General features: G+C 69.1%; 19 protein-coding genes. 14 read left to right on the forward strand and 5 right to left on the reverse strand.

Annotation, left to right across the window (positions count from 1 at the left end; all coding sequences use genetic code 11):
- The first annotated feature begins 21 nt into the window (after positions 1-21).
- The 5 genes from AC1PLR_RS05155 to pbpC all read left to right on the forward strand — a co-directional run bounded on the left by AC1PLR_RS05155 (position 22) and on the right by pbpC (position 8650).
- Positions 22-792 carry an ABC transporter ATP-binding protein gene (locus AC1PLR_RS05155; protein WP_481102868.1) on the forward strand — a complete coding sequence of 257 codons (771 nt, stop codon included), beginning with the start codon at positions 22-24 and terminating at the stop codon, positions 790-792.
- Positions 789-3230, forward strand: coding sequence for an ADOP family duplicated permease (locus AC1PLR_RS05160; RefSeq protein WP_481102869.1), 2442 nt, complete (start codon positions 789-791; stop codon positions 3228-3230). Before AC1PLR_RS05155 ends, AC1PLR_RS05160 begins: the two co-directional genes overlap by 4 nt.
- Before the next feature lie 42 nt (positions 3231-3272).
- A complete protein-coding gene (locus AC1PLR_RS05165; RefSeq protein WP_481102870.1) occupies positions 3273-4667 on the forward strand; it encodes a sigma-54-dependent transcriptional regulator in 1395 nt (464 codons plus the stop codon).
- 799 nt (positions 4668-5466) lie between these two features.
- Positions 5467-5955, forward strand: coding sequence for a sensor histidine kinase (locus tag AC1PLR_RS05170; protein ID WP_481100839.1), 489 nt, complete (start codon positions 5467-5469; stop codon positions 5953-5955).
- Positions 5956-6256: 301 nt separating this feature from the next.
- Complete coding sequence (gene pbpC, locus AC1PLR_RS05175) at positions 6257-8650, forward strand: penicillin-binding protein 1C (RefSeq protein WP_481102871.1); 2394 nt, start codon at positions 6257-6259, stop codon at positions 8648-8650.
- A gap of 557 nt (positions 8651-9207) precedes the next feature.
- On the opposite strand, the gene AC1PLR_RS05180 is transcribed toward pbpC, so the two are convergent.
- A complete protein-coding gene (locus AC1PLR_RS05180) occupies positions 9208-9792 on the reverse strand; it encodes a ferritin-like domain-containing protein (protein WP_019801047.1) in 585 nt (194 codons plus the stop codon).
- 38 nt (positions 9793-9830) lie between these two features.
- Positions 9831-10313, reverse strand: a complete 483-nt coding sequence (locus tag AC1PLR_RS05185) for a peroxiredoxin (RefSeq protein ID WP_010341348.1) — start codon at positions 10311-10313, stop codon at positions 9831-9833.
- A gap of 223 nt (positions 10314-10536) precedes the next feature.
- Here AC1PLR_RS05185 and AC1PLR_RS05190 point away from each other — a divergent pair, with 223 nt between their 5' ends.
- Together AC1PLR_RS05190 and AC1PLR_RS05195 are read left to right on the forward strand one after the other, a co-directional pair.
- Positions 10537-10950, forward strand: a complete 414-nt coding sequence (locus tag AC1PLR_RS05190; protein ID WP_481103530.1) for an Hsp20/alpha crystallin family protein — start codon at positions 10537-10539, stop codon at positions 10948-10950.
- Between the two features lie 135 nt (positions 10951-11085).
- Entirely contained in the window at positions 11086-11973 is an 888-nt protein-coding gene (locus AC1PLR_RS05195; RefSeq protein ID WP_048490191.1) for a DnaJ C-terminal domain-containing protein, read from the forward strand.
- A 226-nt stretch (positions 11974-12199) separates the two neighbouring features.
- Here the strand turns inward: AC1PLR_RS05195 and pilH are convergent, their stop codons facing one another.
- Both pilH and AC1PLR_RS05205 read right to left on the reverse strand, forming a co-directional pair.
- Positions 12200-12577, reverse strand: coding sequence for a twitching motility response regulator PilH (pilH, locus tag AC1PLR_RS05200; RefSeq protein ID WP_010340114.1), 378 nt, complete (start codon positions 12575-12577; stop codon positions 12200-12202).
- Between the two features lie 82 nt (positions 12578-12659).
- A complete protein-coding gene (locus AC1PLR_RS05205) occupies positions 12660-13664 on the reverse strand; it encodes an acrylyl-CoA reductase family protein (RefSeq protein WP_481102872.1) in 1005 nt (334 codons plus the stop codon).
- A 141-nt stretch (positions 13665-13805) separates the two neighbouring features.
- Between AC1PLR_RS05205 and hflK the strand changes: the two genes are divergently transcribed.
- The 6 genes from hflK to AC1PLR_RS05235 all read left to right on the forward strand — a co-directional run bounded on the left by hflK (position 13806) and on the right by AC1PLR_RS05235 (position 21821).
- Positions 13806-14948 carry an FtsH protease activity modulator HflK gene (gene hflK, locus AC1PLR_RS05210; protein WP_371181228.1) on the forward strand — a complete coding sequence of 381 codons (1143 nt, stop codon included), beginning with the start codon at positions 13806-13808 and terminating at the stop codon, positions 14946-14948.
- Positions 14945-15811: a protease modulator HflC gene (hflC, locus tag AC1PLR_RS05215; protein WP_209245784.1), complete on the forward strand. Its 867-nt coding sequence runs from the start codon at positions 14945-14947 to the stop codon at positions 15809-15811. The genes hflK and hflC overlap by 4 nt, the downstream gene beginning before the upstream one ends.
- Before the next feature lie 386 nt (positions 15812-16197).
- Positions 16198-16383 carry a DUF2065 domain-containing protein gene (locus AC1PLR_RS05220; RefSeq protein ID WP_481102873.1) on the forward strand — a complete coding sequence of 62 codons (186 nt, stop codon included), beginning with the start codon at positions 16198-16200 and terminating at the stop codon, positions 16381-16383.
- Between the two features lie 257 nt (positions 16384-16640).
- Positions 16641-17933, forward strand: a complete 1293-nt coding sequence (locus tag AC1PLR_RS05225) for an adenylosuccinate synthase (protein WP_010340110.1) — start codon at positions 16641-16643, stop codon at positions 17931-17933.
- Between the two features lie 140 nt (positions 17934-18073).
- Positions 18074-19309 (forward strand): DUF1444 domain-containing protein, encoded by a 1236-nt coding sequence (locus AC1PLR_RS05230; protein WP_481102874.1) that lies wholly within the window; start codon positions 18074-18076, stop codon positions 19307-19309.
- Between the two features lie 397 nt (positions 19310-19706).
- Positions 19707-21821: a tetratricopeptide repeat-containing diguanylate cyclase gene (locus AC1PLR_RS05235; protein ID WP_481102875.1), complete on the forward strand. Its 2115-nt coding sequence runs from the start codon at positions 19707-19709 to the stop codon at positions 21819-21821.
- Positions 21822-22029: 208 nt separating this feature from the next.
- Here the strand turns inward: AC1PLR_RS05235 and AC1PLR_RS05240 are convergent, their stop codons facing one another.
- Entirely contained in the window at positions 22030-22569 is a 540-nt protein-coding gene (locus AC1PLR_RS05240; RefSeq protein WP_481102876.1) for a hypothetical protein, read from the reverse strand.
- A gap of 223 nt (positions 22570-22792) precedes the next feature.
- Here AC1PLR_RS05240 and AC1PLR_RS05245 point away from each other — a divergent pair, with 223 nt between their 5' ends.
- The gene (locus tag AC1PLR_RS05245) at positions 22793-23683 is read left to right on the forward strand and encodes a restriction endonuclease (protein WP_481102877.1); all 891 of its coding nucleotides are present in this window, start codon (positions 22793-22795) and stop codon (positions 23681-23683) included.
- Positions 23684-23727: the final 44 nt, after the last annotated feature.

Below are 23727 nucleotides of genomic sequence, written 5' to 3' on the forward strand. Positions count from 1 at the left end.
CCTCACCAGGAGAGATCCCGCATGACCGCACTATCCGCACCATCCGCCGCGCCGCTGATCCACCTGCACGGGCTCAGCAAGGTGTTCCACACCGAGGAAGTGGAGACCCACGCCCTGGCCGAGATCGCACTGGACGTGGCGCCTGGCGATTTCGTCGCCATCACTGGCCCGTCCGGCTGCGGCAAGTCGACGCTGCTGTCGATCCTGGGCCTGCTCGATGCACCCAGCGGCGGCACCTACCGGCTCAACGGCCGCAGCGTCGCCGAGCTGGACACGGTCGGTCGCGCGCGCATCCGCAACGCCGAGATCGGCTTCATCTTCCAGGCCTTCAACCTGATCGCCGACCTCACCGTGGAAGAGAACGTGGCGCTGCCGCTGACCTACCGCGAGGGCGCCCAGCGCAGCCAGATCCGCCAGCGCGTGCGCGAGGTGCTGGAGCTGGTCGGCATGCAGCATCGCCACAAGCACTATCCGGGGCAGTTGTCCGGCGGCCAACAGCAGCGCGTGGCGGTGGCGCGCGCGCTAGCCGGCAATCCGGCGATCCTGCTCGCCGACGAACCCACCGGCAACCTGGACAGCCGCAACGGCGAGGCGGTGATGCAATTGCTCGAGCAACTGCACGAGAACGGCACCACCTTGTGCATGGTCACCCACGATCCGGCGTTCGCGCGGCGCGCGCAGCGCATCGTGCACATGCTCGACGGCCGCATCGTCGACGAGGACACCTTCGAGCGGCTGCGCCACGAGCAGGATGTCGTGTTGCCGGTGCGCGCCGCGGAGCCGGCGCGATGAGCGCCGCCCTGCAGTGGACCGAGATGCGGCAATCCTGGCGCACGCTCGCGCGCAGGCCGGGCTATCTGCTGCTGGCGGTGCTGACCCTGGCGCTGGGCGTGGCCACCACCACCGCGGTGTTCGCACTGCTCGACCAGGCCCTGCTGAAGCCGCTGCCGTTCCCGCAGCCGGAACGGCTGGTCACCCTCGGCCTGTCCAGCGACCCTGGCCGCAACGTCGCTGCACCCGGCTATTACCCGGTGTTGCGGCGCATGTCGAGCCTGCAGTCGATCGGCATCGCGCGCGGGTTCCCGGTGCCGGCCAACATCGCCCGCGGCGCTGCCAGCGAGGTGGTCGCGTCGATCAGTGCCGATGCCGGCGTCCTGCGCACGTTCGGCCTGCCGATGGCGGCCGGGCGCAACTTCAACGACGAGGAAAGCCGGCCCGGCGGGCCGCAGGCGGTGATCCTCAGCCATCGCTTCTGGCAACGCTATTTCGCTGCCGACCCGTCTGCGGTGGGACGCACCCTGCAGGTGGAAGGCAAGCCGGTGCAGATCGTCGGCGTGCTGCCGGCAGAGTTCCCCTGGGCCGAGCCGTTCGACCTGATCCGCAACATGCAGCCGGACCTGGCCGCGACCAACCTGTCCACCAACGAGATCGTGGTGGCGCGGTTGCGGCCCGGCGTCAGCGTGGCCGCCGCGTCCGCGCAGACCGCGACGACGCTCCAGGCGCTTTTGCGCAACAGCCCGCACATGGACGCGTCGTGGTGGGCGTCGCTGCAGCGACGGCCGCCCAACGCGCTGCCGCTGCAGGACAGCCTGTACGACGCCAACAGCGGCAACACGCTGTGGCTGTTCTTCGCCGCGGCCACCTGCGTGCTGATGATCGCCGCGATCAACCTCACCAGCCTGATGTTGTTGCGCGCGCTCGGGCGCAGCCACGACAGCGCGGTGCGCGCCGCATTGGGTGCATCGTGGCTGCGGTTGAGCCTGCCGGCATTGGCCGAAGGCGTGTTGATCGGCGCGCTCGGCAGCCTTGCCGGACTGGCCCTGGCCTGGCTGGGGCTGCGCCTGCTCGGCGGCTGGGTGCCGCTGATGTGGATGCGCGGCGAGGCCCCGCACCTGACCGGCGCCAGTGTGCTGTTCGCGCTGCTCGCCGGTGGCGTAACGGCGCTGTTGGCCGCCGCGCTGGGCATCGTCCGCGGCCGCCGCCGCAATCTGGTGACTGAACTAGCTGGCGGTGGGCGGGGCGGCTGGAGCCTGCAGGCCGGCCGCCTTGGCCGTGTCCTGGTGATCGCGCAGGTGGCCATCGCCGTGGTGCTGCTGATCGGCGCGGCCCTGTTCACCCGCACCCTGCAGAAGCTGGCGGAGGTGCCGATGGGCTTCGAGAGCCGCTCGGCGGTGGTGTTCACCCTGGCGCCGGTGAAGGAGCGCTACGTCACCGCGGCCGATGCGGTGGAGCAGACCCGGCGCATCGTCGCGCGGCTGCAGCAGGTGCCGGGCATCGACCGCGTGGGGGTGTCGACCAATCCGCCGACGGCGACGCGGTTGAGCTGGAGCGTGGAGATCGATGGCGCGCCGTCTGTCGACAGCCAGTACCGGTTGGCCACACCGCAGTTCCTGGAGGTCTTCCGCATTCCCTTGCTGGCCGGGCGCGGGATCGCCGACAGCGATGTGGCCGGAGGCGAGCGGGTCTGCGTGGTCAGCGCCAGCTTCGCTGCGCGCTACCTGCACGGACAGGCGCTCGGCAAGATCGTCACCTTGCCCGACGACGGCGGCGACCAGCGCGTGTCGATGCGCGTGGTCGGCGTGGTTGGCGACGTGCGCCACACCAGCCCGGCCGAGCCGCCGGAGCCGACCGTGTACCAGCCGCTGGCGCAGATGAGCGAGCCGATGTGGCAGATCATCCGCGGCTTCGGCGCGCTGACCTATGCGGTGCATCTGCGGGCCGGCGCACTCGGTGCCGACGAGCGCGCGCTGCGCGCGGCGATCGACGAAGTGGCGCCGCAGCAGCCGATCGCTGAGTTGCAGCCGATGCAGGCGCTCGTCGCCAGTACCACCGGCGAACAGAAGCTCAACCTGCTGCTGGTCGGCCTGTTCGCTGGGCTGGCGCTGCTGCTGGCGGCGGTCGGGCTGTACGCGGTGATGGCGGTGGCGGTGGCCGCGCGCCAGCACGAGTTCGGCGTGCGCGCCGCGCTCGGCGCACCGCCGGCGCGGCTGCGGCGGCAGGTGCTGGGCGAGGCCGGCGTGCAGATCGGCGTGGGCCTGCTGCTGGGCCTGGGCGTGGCGATGGCGCTGTCGCGGCTGCTGCAGCGGTACTTGTTCGAGGTGCGCGTGGCCGACCCGCTGGCGATCGGCGCGGTGCTGCTGGTGCTGGCCGCGGCCGGCCTGCTCGCCGCGCTGGCACCGGCGCGGCGCGCGGCGCGAGTGCCGCCGATGCAGGCCTTGCGTGCCGAATGATCGCCTCGTTTCTCGATGCGGCAGGCCGCTAGACTCTGCGCCATGACCGACCCTCGCACACCGCCCTTGCCGCGCATCCTCGTCGTCGACGACCAGGCCGACGTGCGCGAGGCCTTGCGCATGCTGCTCAAAAGCGCCGGCTACGGCATGGTCGGCGCCGAGTCGCCGGAACTGGCGCTGGCCTGCCTGCGCGGCGACGCGTTCGCCGCGGTGCTGGTGGACATGAACTACGCCCGCGACACCACCTCCGGCGCCGAAGGCCTGGCGTTGATCGCGCAGATCGCCGCGCAGTGGCCGGGGCTGCCGGTGATCGCGATGACCGCCTGGGCCAGCATCGAGCTGGCGGTGGCGGCCATGCGTGAGGGCGCGGTGGATTTCATCGAGAAGCCCTGGCAGAACGCGCGGGTCCTGGCGGTGCTGGAGAGTCGCATCGCACTGGACCGCAGCCGCCGCGCCGCGCAACGGCTGGGCGAAGCGCAGGCGCTGTTGCTGCAGGATGGCGCCGCCGGCTTCGTTGCCGAATCGGCACCGATGCAGCGCCTGGTCGAGGATCTGCTGCGCATCGCCGGCAGCGGCGCCAACGTGCTGCTGCTGGGCGAGAACGGCACCGGCAAGAGCCTGCTGGCGCAGTTGCTGCACCAGTGGTCGCCGCGCCGCACGCAGGCCTTCGTCAAGGTCAACATCGGCGGCCTGGCGCCGACCCTGTTCGAGGCCGAACTGTTCGGTCACGTGCGCGGCGCCTACACCGACGCGCGCCAGGATCGCGCCGGCCGTTTTGAACTGGCCGACGGCGGCACCTTGTTCCTGGACGAGATCGGCAACCTGCCGCTGCAGCAGCAGCCCAAGCTGCTGCGCGCGATCGAGGACGGCGAGTTCGAGCGACTTGGCTCCTCGCGCACGCAACGGGTGGACGTGCGCATCGTCGCGGCGACCAACGCCGACCTGGAGGCGGAAGTGGCCGCCGGCCGCTTCCGCCAGGATCTGCTGTACCGGCTCAACACCTTCCAGGTGCGCGTGCCGCCGCTGCGCGAGCGCGGCGCCGACATCCTGCCACTGGCGCGGCATTACCTCGCCGCCGCCTGCACCCGCTACCGGCGGCCGCTGCCGGCGCTGGCGCGCGACGCCGAGCGCGCGCTGCTCGGTTACGCCTGGCCCGGCAACGTGCGCGAGCTGGCGCATGCGATGGAGCGTGCAGCGCTGCTGGCCGACGGCAGCATCCTGGGCAGCGACGACCTGCGCCTGCAGCCGGCGACGAATGCCGCGCCGGCACTGTCGACGCAACTGACCCTGGAAGAAGCCGAGGCGCTGCTGCTGAAGCAGGCGCTGGCGCAGCACCAGGGCAATCTGCAGCGCACCGCCGACCAGCTCGGCATCACCCGGCAGAGCCTGTACCGGCGCCTGGGCAAGCACGGGCTGCGCAGCGATGACGCCGGCTGAGCGACAGCGCTTCCGGCCGCTGTGGCTGGTGGCGCCGGCTTCGCTGGCCTTGGTGCTGGTGCTCGCCGCCGGCGCGCCGCAGTGGCCCGAGGCGGTGCTGTTGCTGCTGTGCGTGCTGCTGCTGACCGCGGCGCTGTGGCGCTGGCAGCAGCGCGACGCCGGGCAGCGTCTGCGCACCCTCGGTGGCCTGCTGGACGCGCTGCGCGAAGGCGACTACAGCGTGCGTGCGGCGCAGGACGCGCGCGATGCCGACGGCCTGCTGGCGCGCTTCAACGCCCTGGCGCAACGCCTGCAGGACGAACAGCGCGATTCGCACGAAAGCCTGCAACTGCTGAGCAAGACCCTGGCGGCGCTGGACGGGGCGGTGTTCGCGTTCGAGCAGGACCAGCGCCTGCGCCTGGTCAATCCAGCCGGCGAGCGCCTGCTCGGCGTCGCCGCCCCGCAGGCGATCGGGCAATCCGCGCAGGCGTTGGGACTTGCCGGCCTGTTCGAGGTGCCGTCGGGCAGCATCCAGGCGCATGCGTTCGCCGGGCAGCAGGGGCGCTGGCAGATCGGCCACGCCGCCTTGCGCAGCCGCAGCCAGGCCGGGCGGCTGCTGCTGGTGCAGCCGATGGAGCGCGCGCTGCGCGAGGAGGAGGCGCAGGCCTTCCGCCGCCTGCTGCGCGTGCTCAGTCACGAGATCAACAATTCGCTGACGCCGATCGCCTCGATCGCCGACACCCTCGCGCGGCTGCTGGCAGCCGCGCCGCAGGCACTCGACGCCGAACTGCAGGCCGACCTGCACAACGGACTGGGCGTGATCGAACAGCGCAGCGCGGCGCTGCAGCGCTTCCTGGGTGGCTACGCGCGGCTGGCCAGGCTGCCCGCGCCGGTCCCGGCGCCGGTGGCGCTGGCGCCGCTGTGCGCGCGCGTGCAGCGGCTGCTGGACGATGCACGAGTGCACGTGGAGATCGACCCGGCGCTGCACGCGCGCGCCGACGCCGATCAGCTCGAACAGGTGCTGATCAATCTGCTGCGCAACGCCCTGGAAGCCGGCGGCAGCGCGCCGGTGACGCTGCGCGCCTGCGGCGACGGCGCCAATGTGCGGATCGAAGTGCGCGACGGCGGTGCCGGCCTGCCGCCCAGCGACAACCTGTTCGTCCCGTTCTTCACCACCAAGCCCGGCGGTTCGGGCATCGGCCTGGTGCTGTCGCGGCAGATCCTGGAAGCGCAGGGCGGCAGCCTGAGCCTGGAGGCCCGCACCGATGCGCCCGGCAGCGTGGCGACGCTGCGCCTGCCGCTGGCGTAGGGTGGGAGGGGAGCCCCGGCGGGATCCACCCTTGCGCCACATGCTGGCATTGCGCGTCTTCGGGAGGTTCCATGCCGTCGTAGGAGCGGCTTCAGCCGCGACGGGCGTTCCCGATAACCCCCGTCGCGGCTGAAGCCGCTCCTACAAAAGCACCAGCGCGTCCGATCGCGTCGCGGCAACCGCGAACTGTTGGCGGTGTTCCGGCCCGCATATCGCCGGTGACGCCGTACGCGCCGGGGCGATCCCGCTCGCCGCGTCGTCGCCGCAACAGGCAAAATGGCCGCTTCCATCGGGAGCCCGCATGCCACTGGACGACACCGCCGCCCCGCACGCCGCGCGGCGCCCCCGGCGCTGGATGCGCCTGCTGCCGTGGCTGCGCTGGGGCACGGTGGCGCTGCTGGCGAGCCTGTTGTTGCTGGACCTGGCGTTCCCGCTGCAGCTGCCGAAGTCGCGCGACACCTCGACCCTAGTGGTGGCCGCCGACGGCACCCCGCTGCGTGCCTTCGCCGACAGCAACGGCGTCTGGCGTTATCCGGCCACCCCGGACAGCGTCTCGCCGCTGTACCTGCAGGCGCTGCTGAACTACGAGGACCGCTGGTTCTGGCAGCATCCCGGGGTCAATCCCTGGGCGCTGCTGCGTGCGGCCAAGCAGTGGCTGTTTTCGCGCCACATCGTCTCCGGTGGTTCCACCCTGACCATGCAGGTGGCGCGCATCCTGATGCCGCCCGAGGTCAGTACGCGCACGCCGTGGGGCAAGGCCCAGCAGGCCCTGCGCGCGTTGCAGTTGGAAGTGCATTTGAGCAAGCGGCAGATCCTGCAGCTGTACCTGGAGCGCGCGCCCTACGGCGGCACCATCGAAGGCGTGGAGGCGGCGAGCTGGGCCTATCTGGGCAAGCCGGCCGCGCGCCTGTCGCAGGCCGAGGCGGCGTTGCTGGCGGTGCTGCCGCAGGCGCCGAGCCGGTTGCGCCCGGACCGGCATCCGGAGGCGGCGCGCGCGGCGCGCGACAAGGTGCTCGAACGCATGGTGGCGCTGCGCGTGTGGCCGCGCGCGCAGGTCGACGATGCGCGTATCGAACCGGTAGTGGCGCGCTCGCTGCAGACGCCGCTGCACGCCGCGCTGCTGGCCGAGCGCCTGCGTCAGCAGCGCCCGCACGCCGCGCACATCGTCTCCACCCTCGACGCCGACCTGCAGCGCACCCTGGAGGACCGGGTCAGCGCCTACTTCTCGCAACTGCCCGAGCGCACTTCCGCGGCCTTGCTGGTGGTGGACAACCGCGACCTGCAGGCGCGCGCCTACATCGGTTCGGTGCAGTTCGGCGACCGCCGCCGGCTCGGCGACGTGGACATGGTGCAGGCCTGGCGCTCGCCCGGCTCCACGCTCAAGCCGTTCCTGTACGGCATGGCCCTGGACGATGGCCTGATCCATTCCGAAAGCCTGCTGGTCGATGCGCCGCAGAGTTTCGGCGACTACCGCCCGGGCAATTTCGACGAGGCCTTCAACGGCCCGATCGGCGCGGCCAGCGCCCTGCGCCTGTCGCTCAACGTGCCGGCGGTGGACTTGCTCGACCGCGTTGGGCCGGCGCGCTTCGCCGCGCGCCTGAGCAACGCCGGCATCGGCCTGCGGTTCCCGCGCGGCAGCACGCCCAACCTGGCGCTGATCCTCGGCGGCACCGGCGCGAAGCTGGAAGAACTGGTCGGCGCCTTCGCCGCGCTCAATCGCGACGGCATCGCCGGCCACGTGCGCTACAGCGCGGCCGACCAGCGCATCGAGCGGCGCCTGATGTCGCCCGGCGCGGCCTGGATCGTGCGCGAGATGCTCGAGGCCAATCCGCGTCCTGGCTACGGCATCGGCACCTTCGATGTCGGCGCACGCCCGCGGGTGGCCTGGAAGACCGGCACCAGCTACGGCTACCGCGACGCCTGGGCGATCGGCAGCACCCGCCGCTACACCGTCGGCGTCTGGGTCGGCCGCCCCGACGGCACCCCGCTGCCCGGCCAGTACGGCGCGGTGACCGCCTTGCCGCTGATGTTCGAGACCATCGACAGCCTGCCGCGCCTGCGCGGCGACAACGCACCGCGGCCGATGCCGGCGACGGTGCAGCAGGTGGACGTGTGCTGGCCGCTGGGTATCGCCGCCGAGCAGACCCCGCCGTCGTTGTGCCAACGCCGCTTCTCCGCCTATGCGTTGGATGGCGCGGTGCCACCGACCTTCGCCGAGCGCGACGCACGGCTGTGGAGCGCCGGCCGCGAGACCGTGCAGGTGGACGCGCACAGCGGCCTGCGCCTGTCGCCGGACTGCGCGCAGCCGCACGAGGCGATCACCCGCGACCTGGCGCGCTGGCCCGCGCTGCTGACCCCGTGGCTGCACGCCAGCGAGCGCCAGGCCGGGCAATTGCCGGCGCTGTCGCCGGACTGCCGCGACGACGGCCGCGGCCGCAGCGACGTGCTGCGCATCGAAGGCCTCAACGACCGCGCCACCCTGGCGCGCGCGCCGGGCAGCACCACGGTGCGCCTGCAGGTGCGCGCGCTGGGCACGAGCACCCCGGTGGACTGGCTGCTGGACGGCCGCTGGATCGCCCGCACCGAGGGCGCACGCACCTTCCAGCGCGACTTCGCCGACGCCGGCGACCATACCCTGACCGCCCTGGCCAGCAACGGCGCCTGGACCCAGGTGCGGTTCCGGGTGTTGCGTTGAGCAGCGGTGACGCGCGCTCGTAGAAGCCAACTGTCACGCAACGACGACGATCAGAGTAGACGGGCGATCCGACCTTGGAAGCAGTCGGGACTGAAGTCCCTCCCACATCGCTCCCGGACACCGATAACTGCGGTCCCTGTGGGCGGCTGTCGCTTGGCTTTGGCTGTTGCTGTCGCTCTTGCTCTTGCTTTTGACTTGCCGGGTTCCCTTCCGAAGCGGCGAACCGGCGGGAAAAACCCGAAGGGCGGCGTACATGGATGTACGCCGTCCGCGGCAGGGGCAGGATGCCCCTTCCGCGGATCCCGTCTGGTTCGCGGACCCGGAGCGCGCAGCGCGGAGGGCGCGAAGGCAGGGCGCGCTTTCTTTTGGTTACCTTTTCTTTGCGTGAGCAAAGAAAAGTAACTCGCCCGCAAGGGCGAAAGCCTTCGCTTTAGCTTGAGATTTGCGTATCGCGCGAAAAGAAAAACAGTAGGAGCAGCTTTGCCGCGACAGGCGCCATCGAAACGGCCTGTCGCGGCTGAAGCCGCTCCTACGAGAGGGCGTAACGCTGAACCGGCTTACTTGCCGATCCAGCCTTCCAGCATGTCCGAGAACTCGTCGGCGTGCTCTTCTTCCTGGGCCAGGATGTCTTCCAGGATGCGCTTGGTGGTGGTGTCCTTGTCGCCGACGAAATTGATCATCTCGCGGTAGCTGTCGATGGCGATGCGCTCGGCGATCAGATTCTCCTTGACCATGTCGCGCAGATCCTCGCCTTCCTTGTACTCCGCGTGCGAGCGCGCGGTCAGCGTATCCGGATTGAGGTCCGGCTCGCCGCCCAGCTGCACGATGCGCTCGGCCAGCTTGTGCGCATGCGCCTGCTCCTGCTGCGCGTGCTCCAGGAACTCGGCCTTGACCGCGTCGGCGAGCATGCCGGCGGCCATGAAGTAATGGCGGTAGTAGCGCAGCACGCACACGTACTCGGTGGCGAGCGCGTCGTTGAGCATCTTGATCACCGCCTCGCGGTCGGCGCTGTAGGTCTTGGTGATCGCGCCGTCCTCGATGCTCTGGCGGGCATTGGCGCGCAGCGTGGCGGTGTCGGTCAGGCCGGCGGTGTGCTGCAGCGGCTTGGCATCGGTCTTCGGGGAGGCTGGCTTGTTGGACATGGCTGGCCGTTTCCTGTGGTGGGTAAGGGGAAGGGGAATCAGTCGGGAAGATGCTGCAGCACGTAGTCGGCGGCGGAGACCTTGAACTCGCCGGGCGCCTCGACGAACAGCGCACGCACCACGCCGTCGTCGGCGTACAGCGCGAAGCGGCGCGCCCGCACGCCCATGCCGTAGCTGCTGGCGTCCAGTTCCAGGCCCAGCGCCTTGGCGAAGTCGCCATTGCCGTCGGACAGCATCTGCAGGCCGTCCGGCACCAGCTGGCTCTTGCCCCAGGCCTGCATCACGAACGGGTCGTTGACCGCCATGCAGTACACCTCGATGCCGCGCTTGCGGAACTCCTCGAAGTGCTCCACATAGCCGGGCAGGTGCTTCTCCGAACAGGTCGGGGTGAAGGCGCCAGGTACCGCGAACAGCAGCACGCGGCGGCCATCGAACAGGGTGCGCGTGTCCACGGCTTCGACGCCGTCGCGGATGCGCTGCAGCACCACTTCGGGAATGCGTTCGCCGGTCTGGATGGGCATGTCGGGCTCCTTGGATGAACCGAGTCTAGAAACGGAAATGGGAAGGTGGCGTCAACGCCTTGAAAAGCGCTGCGGCAGGCCTATCTGACGGGCATGGACGGCGGGCCGGTCCCGCCGCCGCGAACCGTCCCCTTCGGGGTGTACCTCATTCACGTTTCAGGAGACCACGATGAGCATCGTCCGTTATCGCCAGTGGCCGGCCTAGGCCGCATTCCAGAACGAGATCAAGCAGGTGTTCGACCGCTTCTTCGACCCGAACGGCGGCACCGACGAATCGGCCGTCGTCACCGCGCAGTGGGTGCCGCGCGTGGACATCAAGGAGGAGCCGGAGCGCTTCGTGCTGTACGCCGACCTGCCGGGCATCGACCCGTCGGAGATCGAGGTGTCGATGGACAAGGGTATCCTCTCGATCAAGGGCGAGCGCAAGAGCGAATCGGCCGCCGACACCGAGCGTTTCTCGCGCATCGAGCGCCGCTACGGCAGCTTCCACCGCCGCTTCGCGCTGCCCGACAGCGCCGATCCGGATGGCATTTCCGCCACCGGCTACCATGGCGTGCTGGAAGTGCGCATCCCCAAGCGTCCGGCGAGCACGCCGCGTCGCATCCAGGTCGATACCGGGGCCACGATCGTGCAGTAAGCGCGCGCTCGCAGCGGCGTCGCCATCGCGACGCCGCGCCACCGCTGCCGGCCGTAGAATGGCCGGGCGATGGCGCAGTGCATGCAACCGGCCCGTTGCCGCAAGGCGGCGGGCCGACTCTTTTTGAGGTGATGGATGGAATTCAAGGATTACTACGCGACCCTGGGCGTGGAACCCAGCGCCGGCGATGCCGAGATCAAGACCGCGTACCGGCGGCTGGCGCGCAAGTACCATCCCGACGTCAGCAAGGAGCCTGGGGCCGAAGAGAAGTTCAAGGCGATCAATGAAGCCTACGAGGCCTTGCGCGACCCGCCCAAGCGCGCCGCCTACGACCAGTTGCGCGCGCAGGGCTACCGCCCGGGCGAGGAGTTCCACGCGCCGCCGAACTATGGCGGCGCGCAGGGCTTCGATTTCGAGGAAGTGTTCGGCAACGGCGGCGCCGGTGGCGGCTTCAGCGATTTCTTCGAGAGCCTGTTCGCCCGCCAGCAGCGCGCCCGCCAGGGCGGCGCCGGCCCCGGGCCGGGACCCGGTGCGCCGCGTGGCGATACCCGCGCCAAGCTGGCGGTGCCGCTGGAGGCGGTGTACGCCGGCGACAGCGTGCGCATCACCATCAACGGCAAGCAACTGGACGTGCGCGTGCCCAAGGGCGTGCGCCCCGGCCAGGTGATCCGGCTGAGCGGGCAGGGCAACGGCGGCAGCAACCTGCTGCTGGAGATCGAGTACGCCGCGCATCCGCAGTTCGAGGTGGACGGCCGCAACATCCTCTACACACTGCAGGTGACCCCATGGCAGGCGGCGCTGGGCACCAGCATCAGCGTGCCGACCCTGGGCGGGGCGGTGGAACTGAAGATCCCGCCCGAGTCCGATGCCGGCCGCAAGCTGCGCCTGCGCGGCCGCGGCCTGCCGGGCACCCCGCCCGGCGACCAGATCGTCGAACTGGAAGTGCTGGCGCCGGCGCCGGAAACCGAAGCGCAGCGCAAGGCGTATCGCGGGTTGGCCAAGGCGTTTGGCGAAGCCGTTTGATTGGGGCCGGGATTGGGGATTAGGGATTGGGGATTCGCAAGAGCGGTGTCCCCGGCGCTGCAACGTCGTAGGAGCGGCTTCAGCCGCGACAGGCGTTACCGGTAACGCCTGTCGCGGCTGAAGCCGCTCCTACAAGGGGCGCCGATGGCAATGCGGCCTTACGCCGCGCGCCCAAACGCCGCCCGGAAACCCGCCCTTACGAATCCCCAATCCCGATTCCCGGCTTCTAGGGCGCATCCTCGCCACTGAACACGCGCTCGATCACCTCGTACAGCTCGTCCTCGGAGAACGGCTTGGTGATGTAGGCGCGGGCGCCCTGGCGCATGCCCCACATGCGGTCGGTGTCCTGGTCTTTGGTGGTGACCAGGATCACCGGGATGTTCTGCGTGGTCGGCTCGCGGCGCAGGGTACGGGTAGCCTGGAAGCCGTTGAGGTTGGGCATCACCACGTCCATCAGCACCAGATCCGGCAAGGCCGCCTTGGCCGCTTCCACGCCGGCGGCGCCGTCGGTGGCGGTGATCGTTTCGTGCCCCAGCTTTTCCACGATGCGCTGGATGCCCAGCAACTGCGACGGCGAATCGTCGACGATCAGAATGCGTGCCATGTAGTTCCCCCTAGGAGGCTCCGAGTGTAGAGGCAGCGGCGCGAAGGCGGAAAGCGTTGCGTGTCACAAAGCGTCGGCGTGGCTACGCGCTTGGATCCAGCCGCACCACGGTGCGCCCGAACGACTGCCCGGCCAGCATCGTGGCGAACACCTCCGGCAGGCCGGCCAGGTCCACTTCGCGGGTGCAGATCGTCTCCAGGTGGCGGGGCTTCCAGTCGCTGCCCAGGTGCTGCCAGATGCGGTCGCGCAGGTCGCGGGCGGTGCCGGCCGAGCCGATGCCCAGCAGCGACACCCCGCGCAGGATGAAGGGCATCACCGTCATGTCCAGCTCCGCGGTCGCGGCCAGGCCGGCGCTGGCGACGTTGCCGTACGGCGCCGTCTGCGCCAGCAGGCTGGTCAGCATCGCCCCGCCCACGTTGTCCAGACCGCCGCCGAAGCGCACCGACTCCAGCGGCCGGCTGGTCTGCAGGGCGTCGCGGCCCAGCACCTGGCTGGCGCCCCAGGCCTGGAGTTGCGCGGCGCGGTCGGCCTTGCCGCTGACCGCATGCACCTCGAAGCCGGCGCGGCTGAAGAGGTCGACCGCCAGCGAGCCGACCCCGCCGGTGGCGCCGGTCACGCACAGCGGGCCATGCGCCGGGGTCTGGCGGTTGTCGAGCAGGCGCAGCAGCGCCAGCGCCGCAGTGAAGCCGGCGGTGCCCAGCACCATGCTCTCGCGCAGGCTCAGCCCGGCCGGCAGCGGCACCACCCACCTGGATTCCAGGCGCACGTATTCGCTGTAGCCGCCGTCGCGGGTCTCGCTGAGGCCGCAGCCGGTGACCAGCACTGCATCGCCTTCCTTGAACGCCGGGTCGCGGGAGGCGACCACGTGCCCGGCCACGTCGATGCCGCCGACCAGCGGGAAGCGGCGCAGGATCTTGCCCTGGCCGGTGCCGGCCAGCGCGTCCTTGAAGTTCACCGACGACCAGGCCGCCCGGATCACCACCTCGCCCTCGCTGAGCTGGTCCAGCGACAGCGGGACGAGGCCGGCGTGGTAGCCGCTGGCGTCCTGGTGGATGCGGAAGGCGGAGAACTGGGCGGGAACGGACATGGAACACCTTGGTCGGCACGCAGGAATGCACCAAGATACCCTTTCGAAACGGCGGGTCTGCCCCATCTTGTAGAATCGGCGACTCATTTCCGGTGACCGGCGCGTGACCGACGCGGCGCCACCTTCCTTCTTGGAGCATGCATGGCCTGGAACACACCTGGCGGCAAGGGCGGAGACGGCCCGGACAATCACGGGCGCGGTCCCTGGCCGCCGCGTGGCGGCAATGGGGGAGGCAAGTGGGGTGGGCTGCCCGGTCCGTTGAAGGACCTGTTCGGCGACGGCGGCGGCATCGGCCGCTGGGTCCTGGGTGCGGTGGTGCTGGTGCTGCTGTTCAGCAGCTTCCAGTTGATCGGCGAGCAGCAGCGCGGCGTGGTGCTGCGTTTCGGCCAGTTCTCGCGGATCCTGCAGCCCGGCCCGAACTTCAAGCTGCCGTGGCCGATCGAGACCGTGCGCAAGGTCGACGCCACCCGCATCAAGACCTTCGACAGCCAGTTGCCGGTGCTGACCGGCGACGAGAACATCGTCAACGTCTCGCTCAACGTGCAGTACCGGGTCGAGGATCCGCGCACCTACGTGTTCGGTGCGCGCAACGCCGACCTGGTGCTGGAGCAGGCCGCGCAGAGCGCGGTGCGCGAGCAGATCGGCCGTTCGAACCTCAATGCGGTGCTCAACAACCGCGGGCCGATGGCCGTGGCCGCGCGCGAGCGCCTGCAGGCCGCGCTGAAGGCCTATCACACCGGCCTGATCGTGACCGGCCTGACCCTGCCCGACGCGCGTCCGCCGGAGGAAGTGAAGTCGGCCTTCGACGAGGTCAACGGCGCCCAGCAGGTGAAGGCGCGGCTGATCGACGAAGCGCAGGCGTACGCGGCCAAGGTGGTGCCGGAGGCGCGTGGCCAGGCGGCGCGGACCCGTACCGTGGCCGAAGGCTACAAGGAAGCGGCGATCGCCCGCGCGCAGGGCGACGCCGAGCGCTTCACCCTGCTGCAGCAGCAGTATCAGAACGCGCCGGACGTCACCCGCAAGCGGCTGTGGCTGGAGACCGTGCAGCAGGTGCTGGCGGAGAACCGCAAGGTCATCGGCGGCGATGGCCGTCAGTTGATCTACGTGCCGATGCCGGCCGACAGCAAGGCGCCGGCGGCGGCGACCCCGCCGACGCCCACCACGTCGCTGCCGACGTTGCCGCAGGAGGTGTTGCTGCCGGCCTCGAACAGCACGTCGGCCGAAAGTGTCCGTAACCCGGAGCGCACGCCGCGCCCGACCGGCCGTGAGGAGATCCAGCGATGAAATTGTCATTGTGGGCGGGCATTGCCGTCGTCGCGCTGTTCGCGCTGCTCAGTTCGGCGTTCGTGGTGCCCGAGGACAAGGCGGCGATGGTGCTGAACCTGGGCCGCGTGGTGCGTGCCGACCTCAAGCCGGGCCTGCACTTCAAGGTGCCGCTTGTCGAGTCGGTGCGCATGTTCGACCGCCGCTTCCAGGTGCTCGACACCAACCCCGCGCGCTACTTCACCGCCGAGCAGAAGGACGTCAGCGTCAGCTTCTTCGCCATCGGCTACATCTCCGACGTGCGCGCCTTCTTCCGTGCCACCCAGGGCGGCGACGAGAAGGTGGCCAACACGCTGCTGGCGCCGATCATCACCGACTCGCTGCGCAACCAGATCAACTCGCGCACCCTGCAGCAGCTGGTGTCCGGCGACCGCAGCGAGCTGATCGCCAAGCAACTGGTGGCCATCAACGCGGCGAGCAAGACGCTGGGCATGCAGATCGTCGACCTGCGCATCAAGCAGATCGACCTGCCGACCGACAGTCAGGTGATCACCGACGTGTACGAGCGCATGCGCGCGCAGCGCAAGCAGGAAGCGGCCAAGCTGCGCGCCGAAGGCGAGGAGCAGGCGCTGACCATCCGCGCCCAGGCCGACCGCGAGAGCACCGTGCTGGTCGCCGAGGCCGAGCGCGACGCGCAGAAGCTGCGCGGCGAGGGCGATGCCGAGGCCGCCAGCGTATACGGCAAGGCCGGCTCCGCCGACCCGTCGTTCTACGCCTTCTACCGCAGCCTGGAGGCCTACCGCGGCGGCATGGCCGACGGCAACGGCGTGATCGTGCTCGACAAGAACGATCCGTTCCTGCAGTACCTCAAGAGCGATCGCTGAGGGGCGGGATTGGGGAGTCGGGATTGGGGATTCGTAAGAGCGGGTTCCCTGCTTAGCCTCATTCTTTGCTCTTGCGATTGTTGCTTTTGCTTCGCTTTTGATGTGCCGGGCCCCTACGTAGCGGCGAATAGGGCGGGAAAAACCCGAAGGGCGGCGCACATGGATGTGCGCCGTTCGCGGCAGGGGCAGGATGCCCCTTCCGCGAATCCCGTCCTGTTCGCGGACCCGTAGCGCGCAGCGCGAAGGGCGCGGAGTCGGGGTGTGCTTTCTTTTGGTTACTTTTCTTTGCACAAGCAAAGAAAAGTGACCCGCTTCAGCGGAAGCTGTTGCTCTTGCTCTGATACTCCTGCATCCGCCTTGACGGCTACTCATCTCCGGAGGCCGCCATGCACGATCTCATCGCCGCGGTCTGCCTGATGGTGATCCTCGAAGGTCTGCTGCTGTTCGCCGCGCCGGAGGCATGGCGGCGCATGGTGCAGCAGATGTCGGGCATGCCGCCGCGGCAGTTGCGTGGGGCCGGCGCCATTGCCGTCGGCGTGGGCCTGCTGGCGCTGTGGTGGGTGCGCGGCTGAGCCAGGCGGGTGGTGGCCGCTGGCCCTGAACGCGGCCGGTCAGGGGGTGGTGACTGCCACCCAAAACCCGGATAATGCACAAAAGCCGGCCGGGCCCGCTCCACGCGAGCGTCTCGACCGGCTTTTTCCGTGTATGGGTCCGCCGCCGCCTGGACGCTCCCCGATGGAGCAACCGCGCTGGTGCCGGTCGGTCCTCGCACGGCCACCACATCCGCGTGGCCCCGACGGTCGCGCAGCAAACCAGGAGTTACCCAGCCATGGGTCAGTCAGTTGTCGTGCTCGGCGCCCAGTGGGGCGATGAAGGCAAAGGCAAGATCGTCGATCTGCTCACCGAGGAAATCGGCGCCGTCGTGCGCTTCCAGGGCGGCCACAACGCCGGCCACACCCTCGTCATCAACGGCAAGAAGACCGTCCTGCACCTGATCCCGTCCGGCATCCTGCGCGCCGACGCGCTGTGCCTGATCGGCAACGGCGTGGTGATCTCCCCGGCCGCGCTGCGCAAGGAGATCGAAGAGCTGGAGACCTCCGGCGTGGAAGTGCGTTCGCGCCTGAAGATCTCGCCGGCCGCGCCGCTGATCATGCCGTACCACATCGCCCTGGATCAGGCCCGCGAGAAGGCCGCCGGCGGCAAGGCCATCGGTACCACTGGTCGCGGCATCGGCCCGGCCTACGAAGACAAGGTGGCGCGCCGCGGCATCCGCGTCGCCGACCTGCATTACCCGCCGCAGCTGGAAGAGCTGCTGCGCACCGCTCTGGACTACCACAACTTCGTGCTGACCAAGTACCTGGGCGTGGAAGCGGTCGACTTCCAGAAGACCTTCGACGAAGCGCTGGCCTTCGGCGAATACGTGCAGCCGATGAAGTCCGACGTCGCCGGCATCCTTCACGACCTGCGCAAGCAGGGCAAGCGTGTGCTGTTCGAAGGCGCGCAGGGCGCCCTGCTGGACATCGACCACGGTACCTATCCCTACGTCACCAGCTCCAACACCACCGTCGGTGGCGCGCTGGCCGGCACCGGCGTGGGCGCGCAGGACATCGACTACGTGCTGGGCATCGCCAAGGCCTACGCCACCCGCGTCGGCGGCGGCCCGTTCCCGACCGAACTGGACGACGAGATCGGCCAGGGCATCCGCGACCGCGGTGCCGAGTACGGTGCCTCCACCGGCCGTCCACGCCGCTGCGGCTGGATGGACATCGTCGCGCTCAAGCGCGCGGTGGCCATCAACGGCATCTCCGGTCTGTGCATCACCAAGCTCGACGTGCTCGACGGCATGGAGAAGCTGAAGGTGTGCATCGCCTACGAATACCGCGGCAAGCGCACCGAGTACGCGCCGCTGGACGCGCAGGGTTGGGAAGAGTGCACTCCGGTGTACCTGGAGTTCCCGGGCTGGAGCGAGAACACCCACGGCATCACCGTGTGGGACGAACTGCCGCCCGCCGCCCGCGCCTACCTGCGCGCGCTGGAGGAACTGGCCGGCTGCCCGATCTCGATCGTCTCCACCGGCCCGGACCGCGAGCACACCATGGTGCTGCAGGATCCGTTCGCCTGATCCTGGCGCGCGCTGCGGCGTTCAGCGAAAGCCCCGCCTCGGCGGGGCTTTTTTGCGAGAGGATGGTGAGCCAGCAGCCACTCGCGCGATTCGCCTGCGACGGCGCGTTGCGCGCACCCGACTCCAAGGAAGATCCGCCGATGTTCAATGGCCTGTTCGACACGCTGTTCAACCGCAAGCCGCCGGGCCCGGATGCGTTCGCTCGCTTGTTCCTGGAGGCGTTGCAGGCGCGCGGCTATGCCGAACCTCTCACGTACCAGCCGGACGCGTTCCGCCTGGTCGGCCAGAACGGCCGCACCATCCATCTGCACAACGCTTACCACTCCTACACCCAGGCCGACCGGCGCCGGCGCGACGAGGCGCTGCACAGCTATGTCGCCGCCTTCCTCAACGAGCAGGAGGAAAGCCGCCAGCAACGCAGCTTCGAGGAACTGCGCGCCACGCTGATGCCGGTGATCCGCAACCGCGGCATGTTCGAGGACCTGCGCCTGGAGCAGCAGTGCGAGAAGGGCATGGACGTACCGTTTCCCTATGCCTGCCGCGATATCGCCGAGGATTGCGTCGAGTTGCTGGCGCTGGATCTGCCCGATTCGACCTCCACCCTGATCGCCGGGCCGCGGGCGGAGTGGGGCATCACCCTGGACGAGGGTTTGGCCATCGCCCGCGACAATCTGCGCGACGCCACCGAGGACCGCTTCGCCGAAGTCGCGCCCGGCGTGTTCCGCGGCGCCTGGTACGACGCCTACGACACCAGCCGCGCCTTGTTGCCGGATGTGCTGCATCGCGCGCCGGTGGCGGGGCGTCCGGTGTTCATGCTGCCCACGCGCGATTGCCTGCTGGTGGTCGGCGAGCGCGACAACGTGGCCATGGCCCTCATGCTGGAACTGAGTCTGCAAGCGGCCGAGCACGGTCGCTGCATCTCCTGGCTGGCTTTTACCTATGACGACGCGCGCCGCATGGTGCCGTTCGCCCTGGCGGCGCCCGAGCACCGGCAGCGCCAGGCCGAACTGCGGCGGAGGCTGGATACGCCCGCCTACGCCGGCCAGAAGGCGCTGCTCGACAGGCTGCATGAGGCCAACGACGTGGATGTGTTCGTGGCTTCGTTCAACGTCTACCAGGACCGCAACGACAGCACGCAGCAGGTGTCGGTCGGCACCTGGACCGAGGGCGTGGACACCTTGCTGCCCAGGACCGACCACATCGCCTTCGTCGTCCCGCGCGACGACGGCGAGGCCGACGTGACCGTCGCCGAGTGGGAGCCGGCGTTCGCCCTGCTCGGCGACCTGATGGAGCGACAACCGAATCTGTATCCGCCGCGCTATCGTGTGCGCGCCTTCCCCAGCGCGGAGCAACTGAGGCAATTGCCGCCGGTGTGAAGTCCGGCGTGCGGTGTGGTGCCGTGGCGAAGAGGGCACATGCGCAGGATCGCCTCGTGTCGCAAAGCTGCACGTCTCGCGCCTGAATCCTCTCGGTGGTGCGTCATGTGCGCTACGTGGCTTCCCGCATGAGATGGGACTCAAGAATCCGGCCGCGCGGCCGATAGCAGCGCACGGGTCGGCGTCGCTGCACATCGGCAGCGACACGCGGGGAACCAGATTGCGACGGCACCTGCCGCGCCCAGGGCTCCGGCGTGCGCCGCGGCATCTTGGGGAGAACGCAGTGCGCAGTCGCTTGGTTTGGCAGTCGCTCGGGGCGCTGCTGTGGTGGGGTATGCACGCGCCGTGCGCGGTGGCACAGACAGCGTCAGCGCCCGCATGTGCGCCGGCGCAGGCGTTGCCGGCCTGCGTGGAGGCGGTGCGTGGCGACGACCCGGCGGCCGCGCTGCGCATGGGCATGCCGGCCTGGGACGGCGCCGCCGACAAGCAGGGCCTGGTGCCCCTCGGGCTGGAACTGGTGGATGCGGCGTCCGCCGCCGGCAAGCCGGAGACCGTGGTCGCCCTCGGCTCGGCTCTGCTCACCCAGCCGTTGTCGCCGCTGCAGCGGCTTCGTTTGTTCAAGCAACTCAACGGCGCCATCTGGCAGCCGCGCGATGCCGCCCGCATCGCCGAACTCGAAGCCGACCTGCAGCGGTTGGAGAAGGAACTGCCGGACGATCCGCATATCGCCGAACTGTGGCGGCAACTGGCCGCGTCCTACTACCGGATGGGTGCACAGGACGATGCCTTACGCGTGGCCCGCATCGCGTTGTCGAAGGTGCGCAAGCATCCCGATCTGGTGGAATACAACGCCAACCAGATCATCTTCATCGTGTCATCGCAGCAGGGGCGCATGCCTGACGCGATCGCCGCCCTGCTCGAGGTCGAGCGGTTGGGCAAGGCGCTGGGCAAGCCGGACGACGCCGCCATGCTGCACAACGCCACCGCGGTGTTCATTTACGCCCACGAATGGGAGAAGGCGATCGCCTACGGCCAGCGTGCGCTGGCTGCCTACGACGCCAAGCCGCGCAAGGGACTGCCGCGCGCAGCCGTGCTTGGCAATCTGGGTGCGGCCTACGAAGGCGCCAACGAACTGCAGCGCGCCGAGGCCATCTACCGGCAGGCGCTGGCGTCGGCGCGCGCCGATGGCAACGCCTCGCTGATCGGTCCGCTCAACAATCTCGCCAACGTGCTGTCCAGCCAGCATCGCCCACAGGAGGCCTTGCCCTTGCTGCGCGAAGCGGCCGCACTGCTGGAGAACGCGGCGCACACTGGCGATCATGGCGACAACGGCGAAGGCGCCATCGTTTATTCCACCCTCGGCGCCGCCCTGGCCGATCTCGGCCAGCGCGAAGCCGCCGCCGACGCGTTCGCGCGTTCGCGGCAATTGTTCGCGCAGTCGGACAACGTGACGCGGCGCTTGGAACTGTACCCGCGCATGATCGACAACCTCGATGCGCTCGGCCGCGACCGCGAGGCGCTGGCGCTGATGCGCGAATACAAGGCGGTCAACGACAAAGCAGTGAACGTCGAATCCAAGACCCGCATTGCCGAGCTCGAATCGGCGGTGGACCTGGCGCGCAAGAAGAGCGAATTGGCCGCACTCGGCCGTACCCGCGCCGCCGAACAGGCCGCCTACGCGCAACTGCAGGCGCGCGAACAGCGCCAGCGCAGTGTGCTGTACGGTCTGCTCGCCGCATTGCTGGCGCTGGCCGGCTTCTTCCTGCTCAAGGTGCGCGAAGGCCGCGTGCGCCGGCGCATCAACGCCGAACTGGCGCGCAAGAACGACGAGATCCAGACCCAGCACCGCGAACTGGAACAGCTCACCGCCACCATCCGCCGCCAGAGCGAAGAGGATGCCCTCACCGGCCTGCGCAACCGCCGCTACATCACCGCCTGGTTGCAGGCACGCGAGGCCGCCGCGACGCCCGAGCGCACGCAGGAGCCGCTGCTGATTGCGCTGCTGGATATCGACCACTTCAAGCGCGTCAACGACCTGCACGGCCACGAAGGTGGCGATCACGCCCTGATGCACCTGGGCGACCTGCTGCGCGAGTGTGCACGCAGCACCGACATCATCGCCCGCTGGGGCGGCGAAGAGTTCCTGTGGATCTGCCCCGGCGGCACCCTGGCCGACGCCCCGCGGCTGTTCCGCCGCCTGCGCGAACGCCTGCAGGCCGATCCGCTGGTACGCCCGACCGGCCGCATCGCCCTCACCGTGTCGATGGGCGTGAGCCTGTTCCCCGCCCACCCCGGCGGCGATTGGCCGCTGAGCCTGCGCATCGCCGACGCTGCGCTGTACCGCGCCAAGCATGCCGGTCGGGATCGTTGGGTGGGGCTGACGTTGGAAGGCGGGGCGACTGACCTCGGCGCCGATGTGTCGCTTGAGGTGCTGGAGGCAGAGGGGCGGTTGCGGCTGAGCGGGGGTGGGGGTGATGGGGTGGTGTTTGTGGTGGGGCAGGGGGTGGTTTGAGGAAGTGATTCAGGCTGATCGCATCATTGGCATGACGCGCTGAGTGGTAGCTCCACAACGCGCTTTTACCTAGGCCTGAGACGGGAGGGAATGCCTTGCATCCTTTTCCAGTTCTGCTACGCCACGAAGGTATCCGGATGTCTTGGCCGTGCTCACTGCCCAGGATGGGCAATCCTTGTGTTTGGTGTTGGCAGAGCGTGGCGAACGGCTAGCGCGCTCGACCTCTAAAGCGGCTGCGTCCATAGCTCATGCTGCCGCTTGAGATCATGAAGCCGTCTTCTGGATCGAACAGGTAGCGGTCGTGGACGTCGTATTGCATGAGGCCCACGATGCAGCCGAGCGCACGATCCAGCGTCTCCATCAACGCAAGATGCTGCTGCATCACTTCTGGTATCTGTCCCTTCGAAGCGAGCAGCGTCTGAAAGCGCTGAGGATCGCTCATGGTGACCACGACCTCGGAGAGCGTCTCCTGAAGAGTGGAAAGGTCTGTGACAGCCCGTTGATGCAATGGGTGATCGCTACTCGGTAGCGCAGCAGATGACGCAGCTGCGACTTCCCTGGCAACGTCGGCCAATGAGGGCTCCCAGTCTGGTGTGCCCGCGGAACGCGCCAGCCTCTCCACCGTCCGCCGCAGCCGATCCACCGTTTCTTCTTGCAGTCCGCGGTCCATCGCATCCTCGCAATACATGGGTTGAATTGAGTCAGTAGGCGTAAAGGCCAGCCACTGAGGCAAAGCTTGGCGGATCATAGCGCTAGAGGCGCCTGTGCGGTACCCGACTGCAACACGAAGCTGAAAGTTGAGGATCTTGTCGCCTATCTGTATCCGGATCCTCCGGACATGAGGGGCAGCAGACGCTTCCGCTTCGACGGCACACGTGTACGGCGAAGCCTGGCTGGAAGTTCGAGCGATGCGAAGGCGGCTATCATTGCATCTGCGCCCCGCGCCAACACACCGGAGACATGGAAAGCCGATGGCCAACATCACCAAGCGCCGCAAAGGCGAGCTGATTCGCATGCTGTTCCAGATCCTCAAGGCGCAGCCGGAGGGGATGCGGGCCAGCGACGCGCTGGAGGTACTGGCGAAGCAGGTCACGATGACCGAGTACGAGGCGGGGGACTACCAGACCGGCGGCCGCCGCTTCGAGAAGATCGTGCGCTTCAGTACCGTGGCGCCGGTGAAGGCTGGTTGGATGGTCAAGGACAAGGGCATCTGGACCCTGACGCCCGATGGCGAAGCTGCCTTGCAGGCCTATCCCGAACCCGAACAGTTCACCCGCGCGGTCGGCCAGCTCTACCGCAAATGGAAGAGCGCCCAGCCCGACCCCGTCGAGGACGACGAAGGCGAGGAAGAACTCGGCGAAGGCTCGGCCACCATCACCCTGGAAGAAGCCGAGGAGATGGCCTGGACCGAGATCGAGGCGTACCTGGCGGCGATGCCGCCTTACGATTTCCAGGAGCTCGTTGGCTCTCTGTTGAAGGCGATGGGCTACCACGTCGCCTGGATCGCCCCGCCCGGCAAGGACGGCGGCACCGACATCATCGCCTACAACGACCCGCTCGGCACCCGCCCGCCGCGCATCAAGGTGCAGGTCAAGCGCAATGCCAATTCCCCGCGCATTGACGTGATGGGTCTGCGCAGCTTCATGGCCGTCCTCGGTGAGGGTGACGTGGGTCTGTTCGTGGCTCTGTCCGGCTTCACCAAGGATGCGGACTACGAGGCGCGGCAGTCGCATCGGCGGATCAGCCTGATCGATGCGCGCAAGTTGCTGGGGTTGTGGACGGTGCATTACGCGCAGCTTGACGACATCGCCCGTGCACGTCTGCCGCTCAAGCCGGTGTGGTTTCTTGCTGGGGACGAATGAGAGGGGTGATTCCTCCCGACAAACCATCGCGCGCGAGTTGTTCG

The sequence above is a fragment of the Xanthomonas sp. NCPPB 3570 genome, from assembly GCF_056725115.1.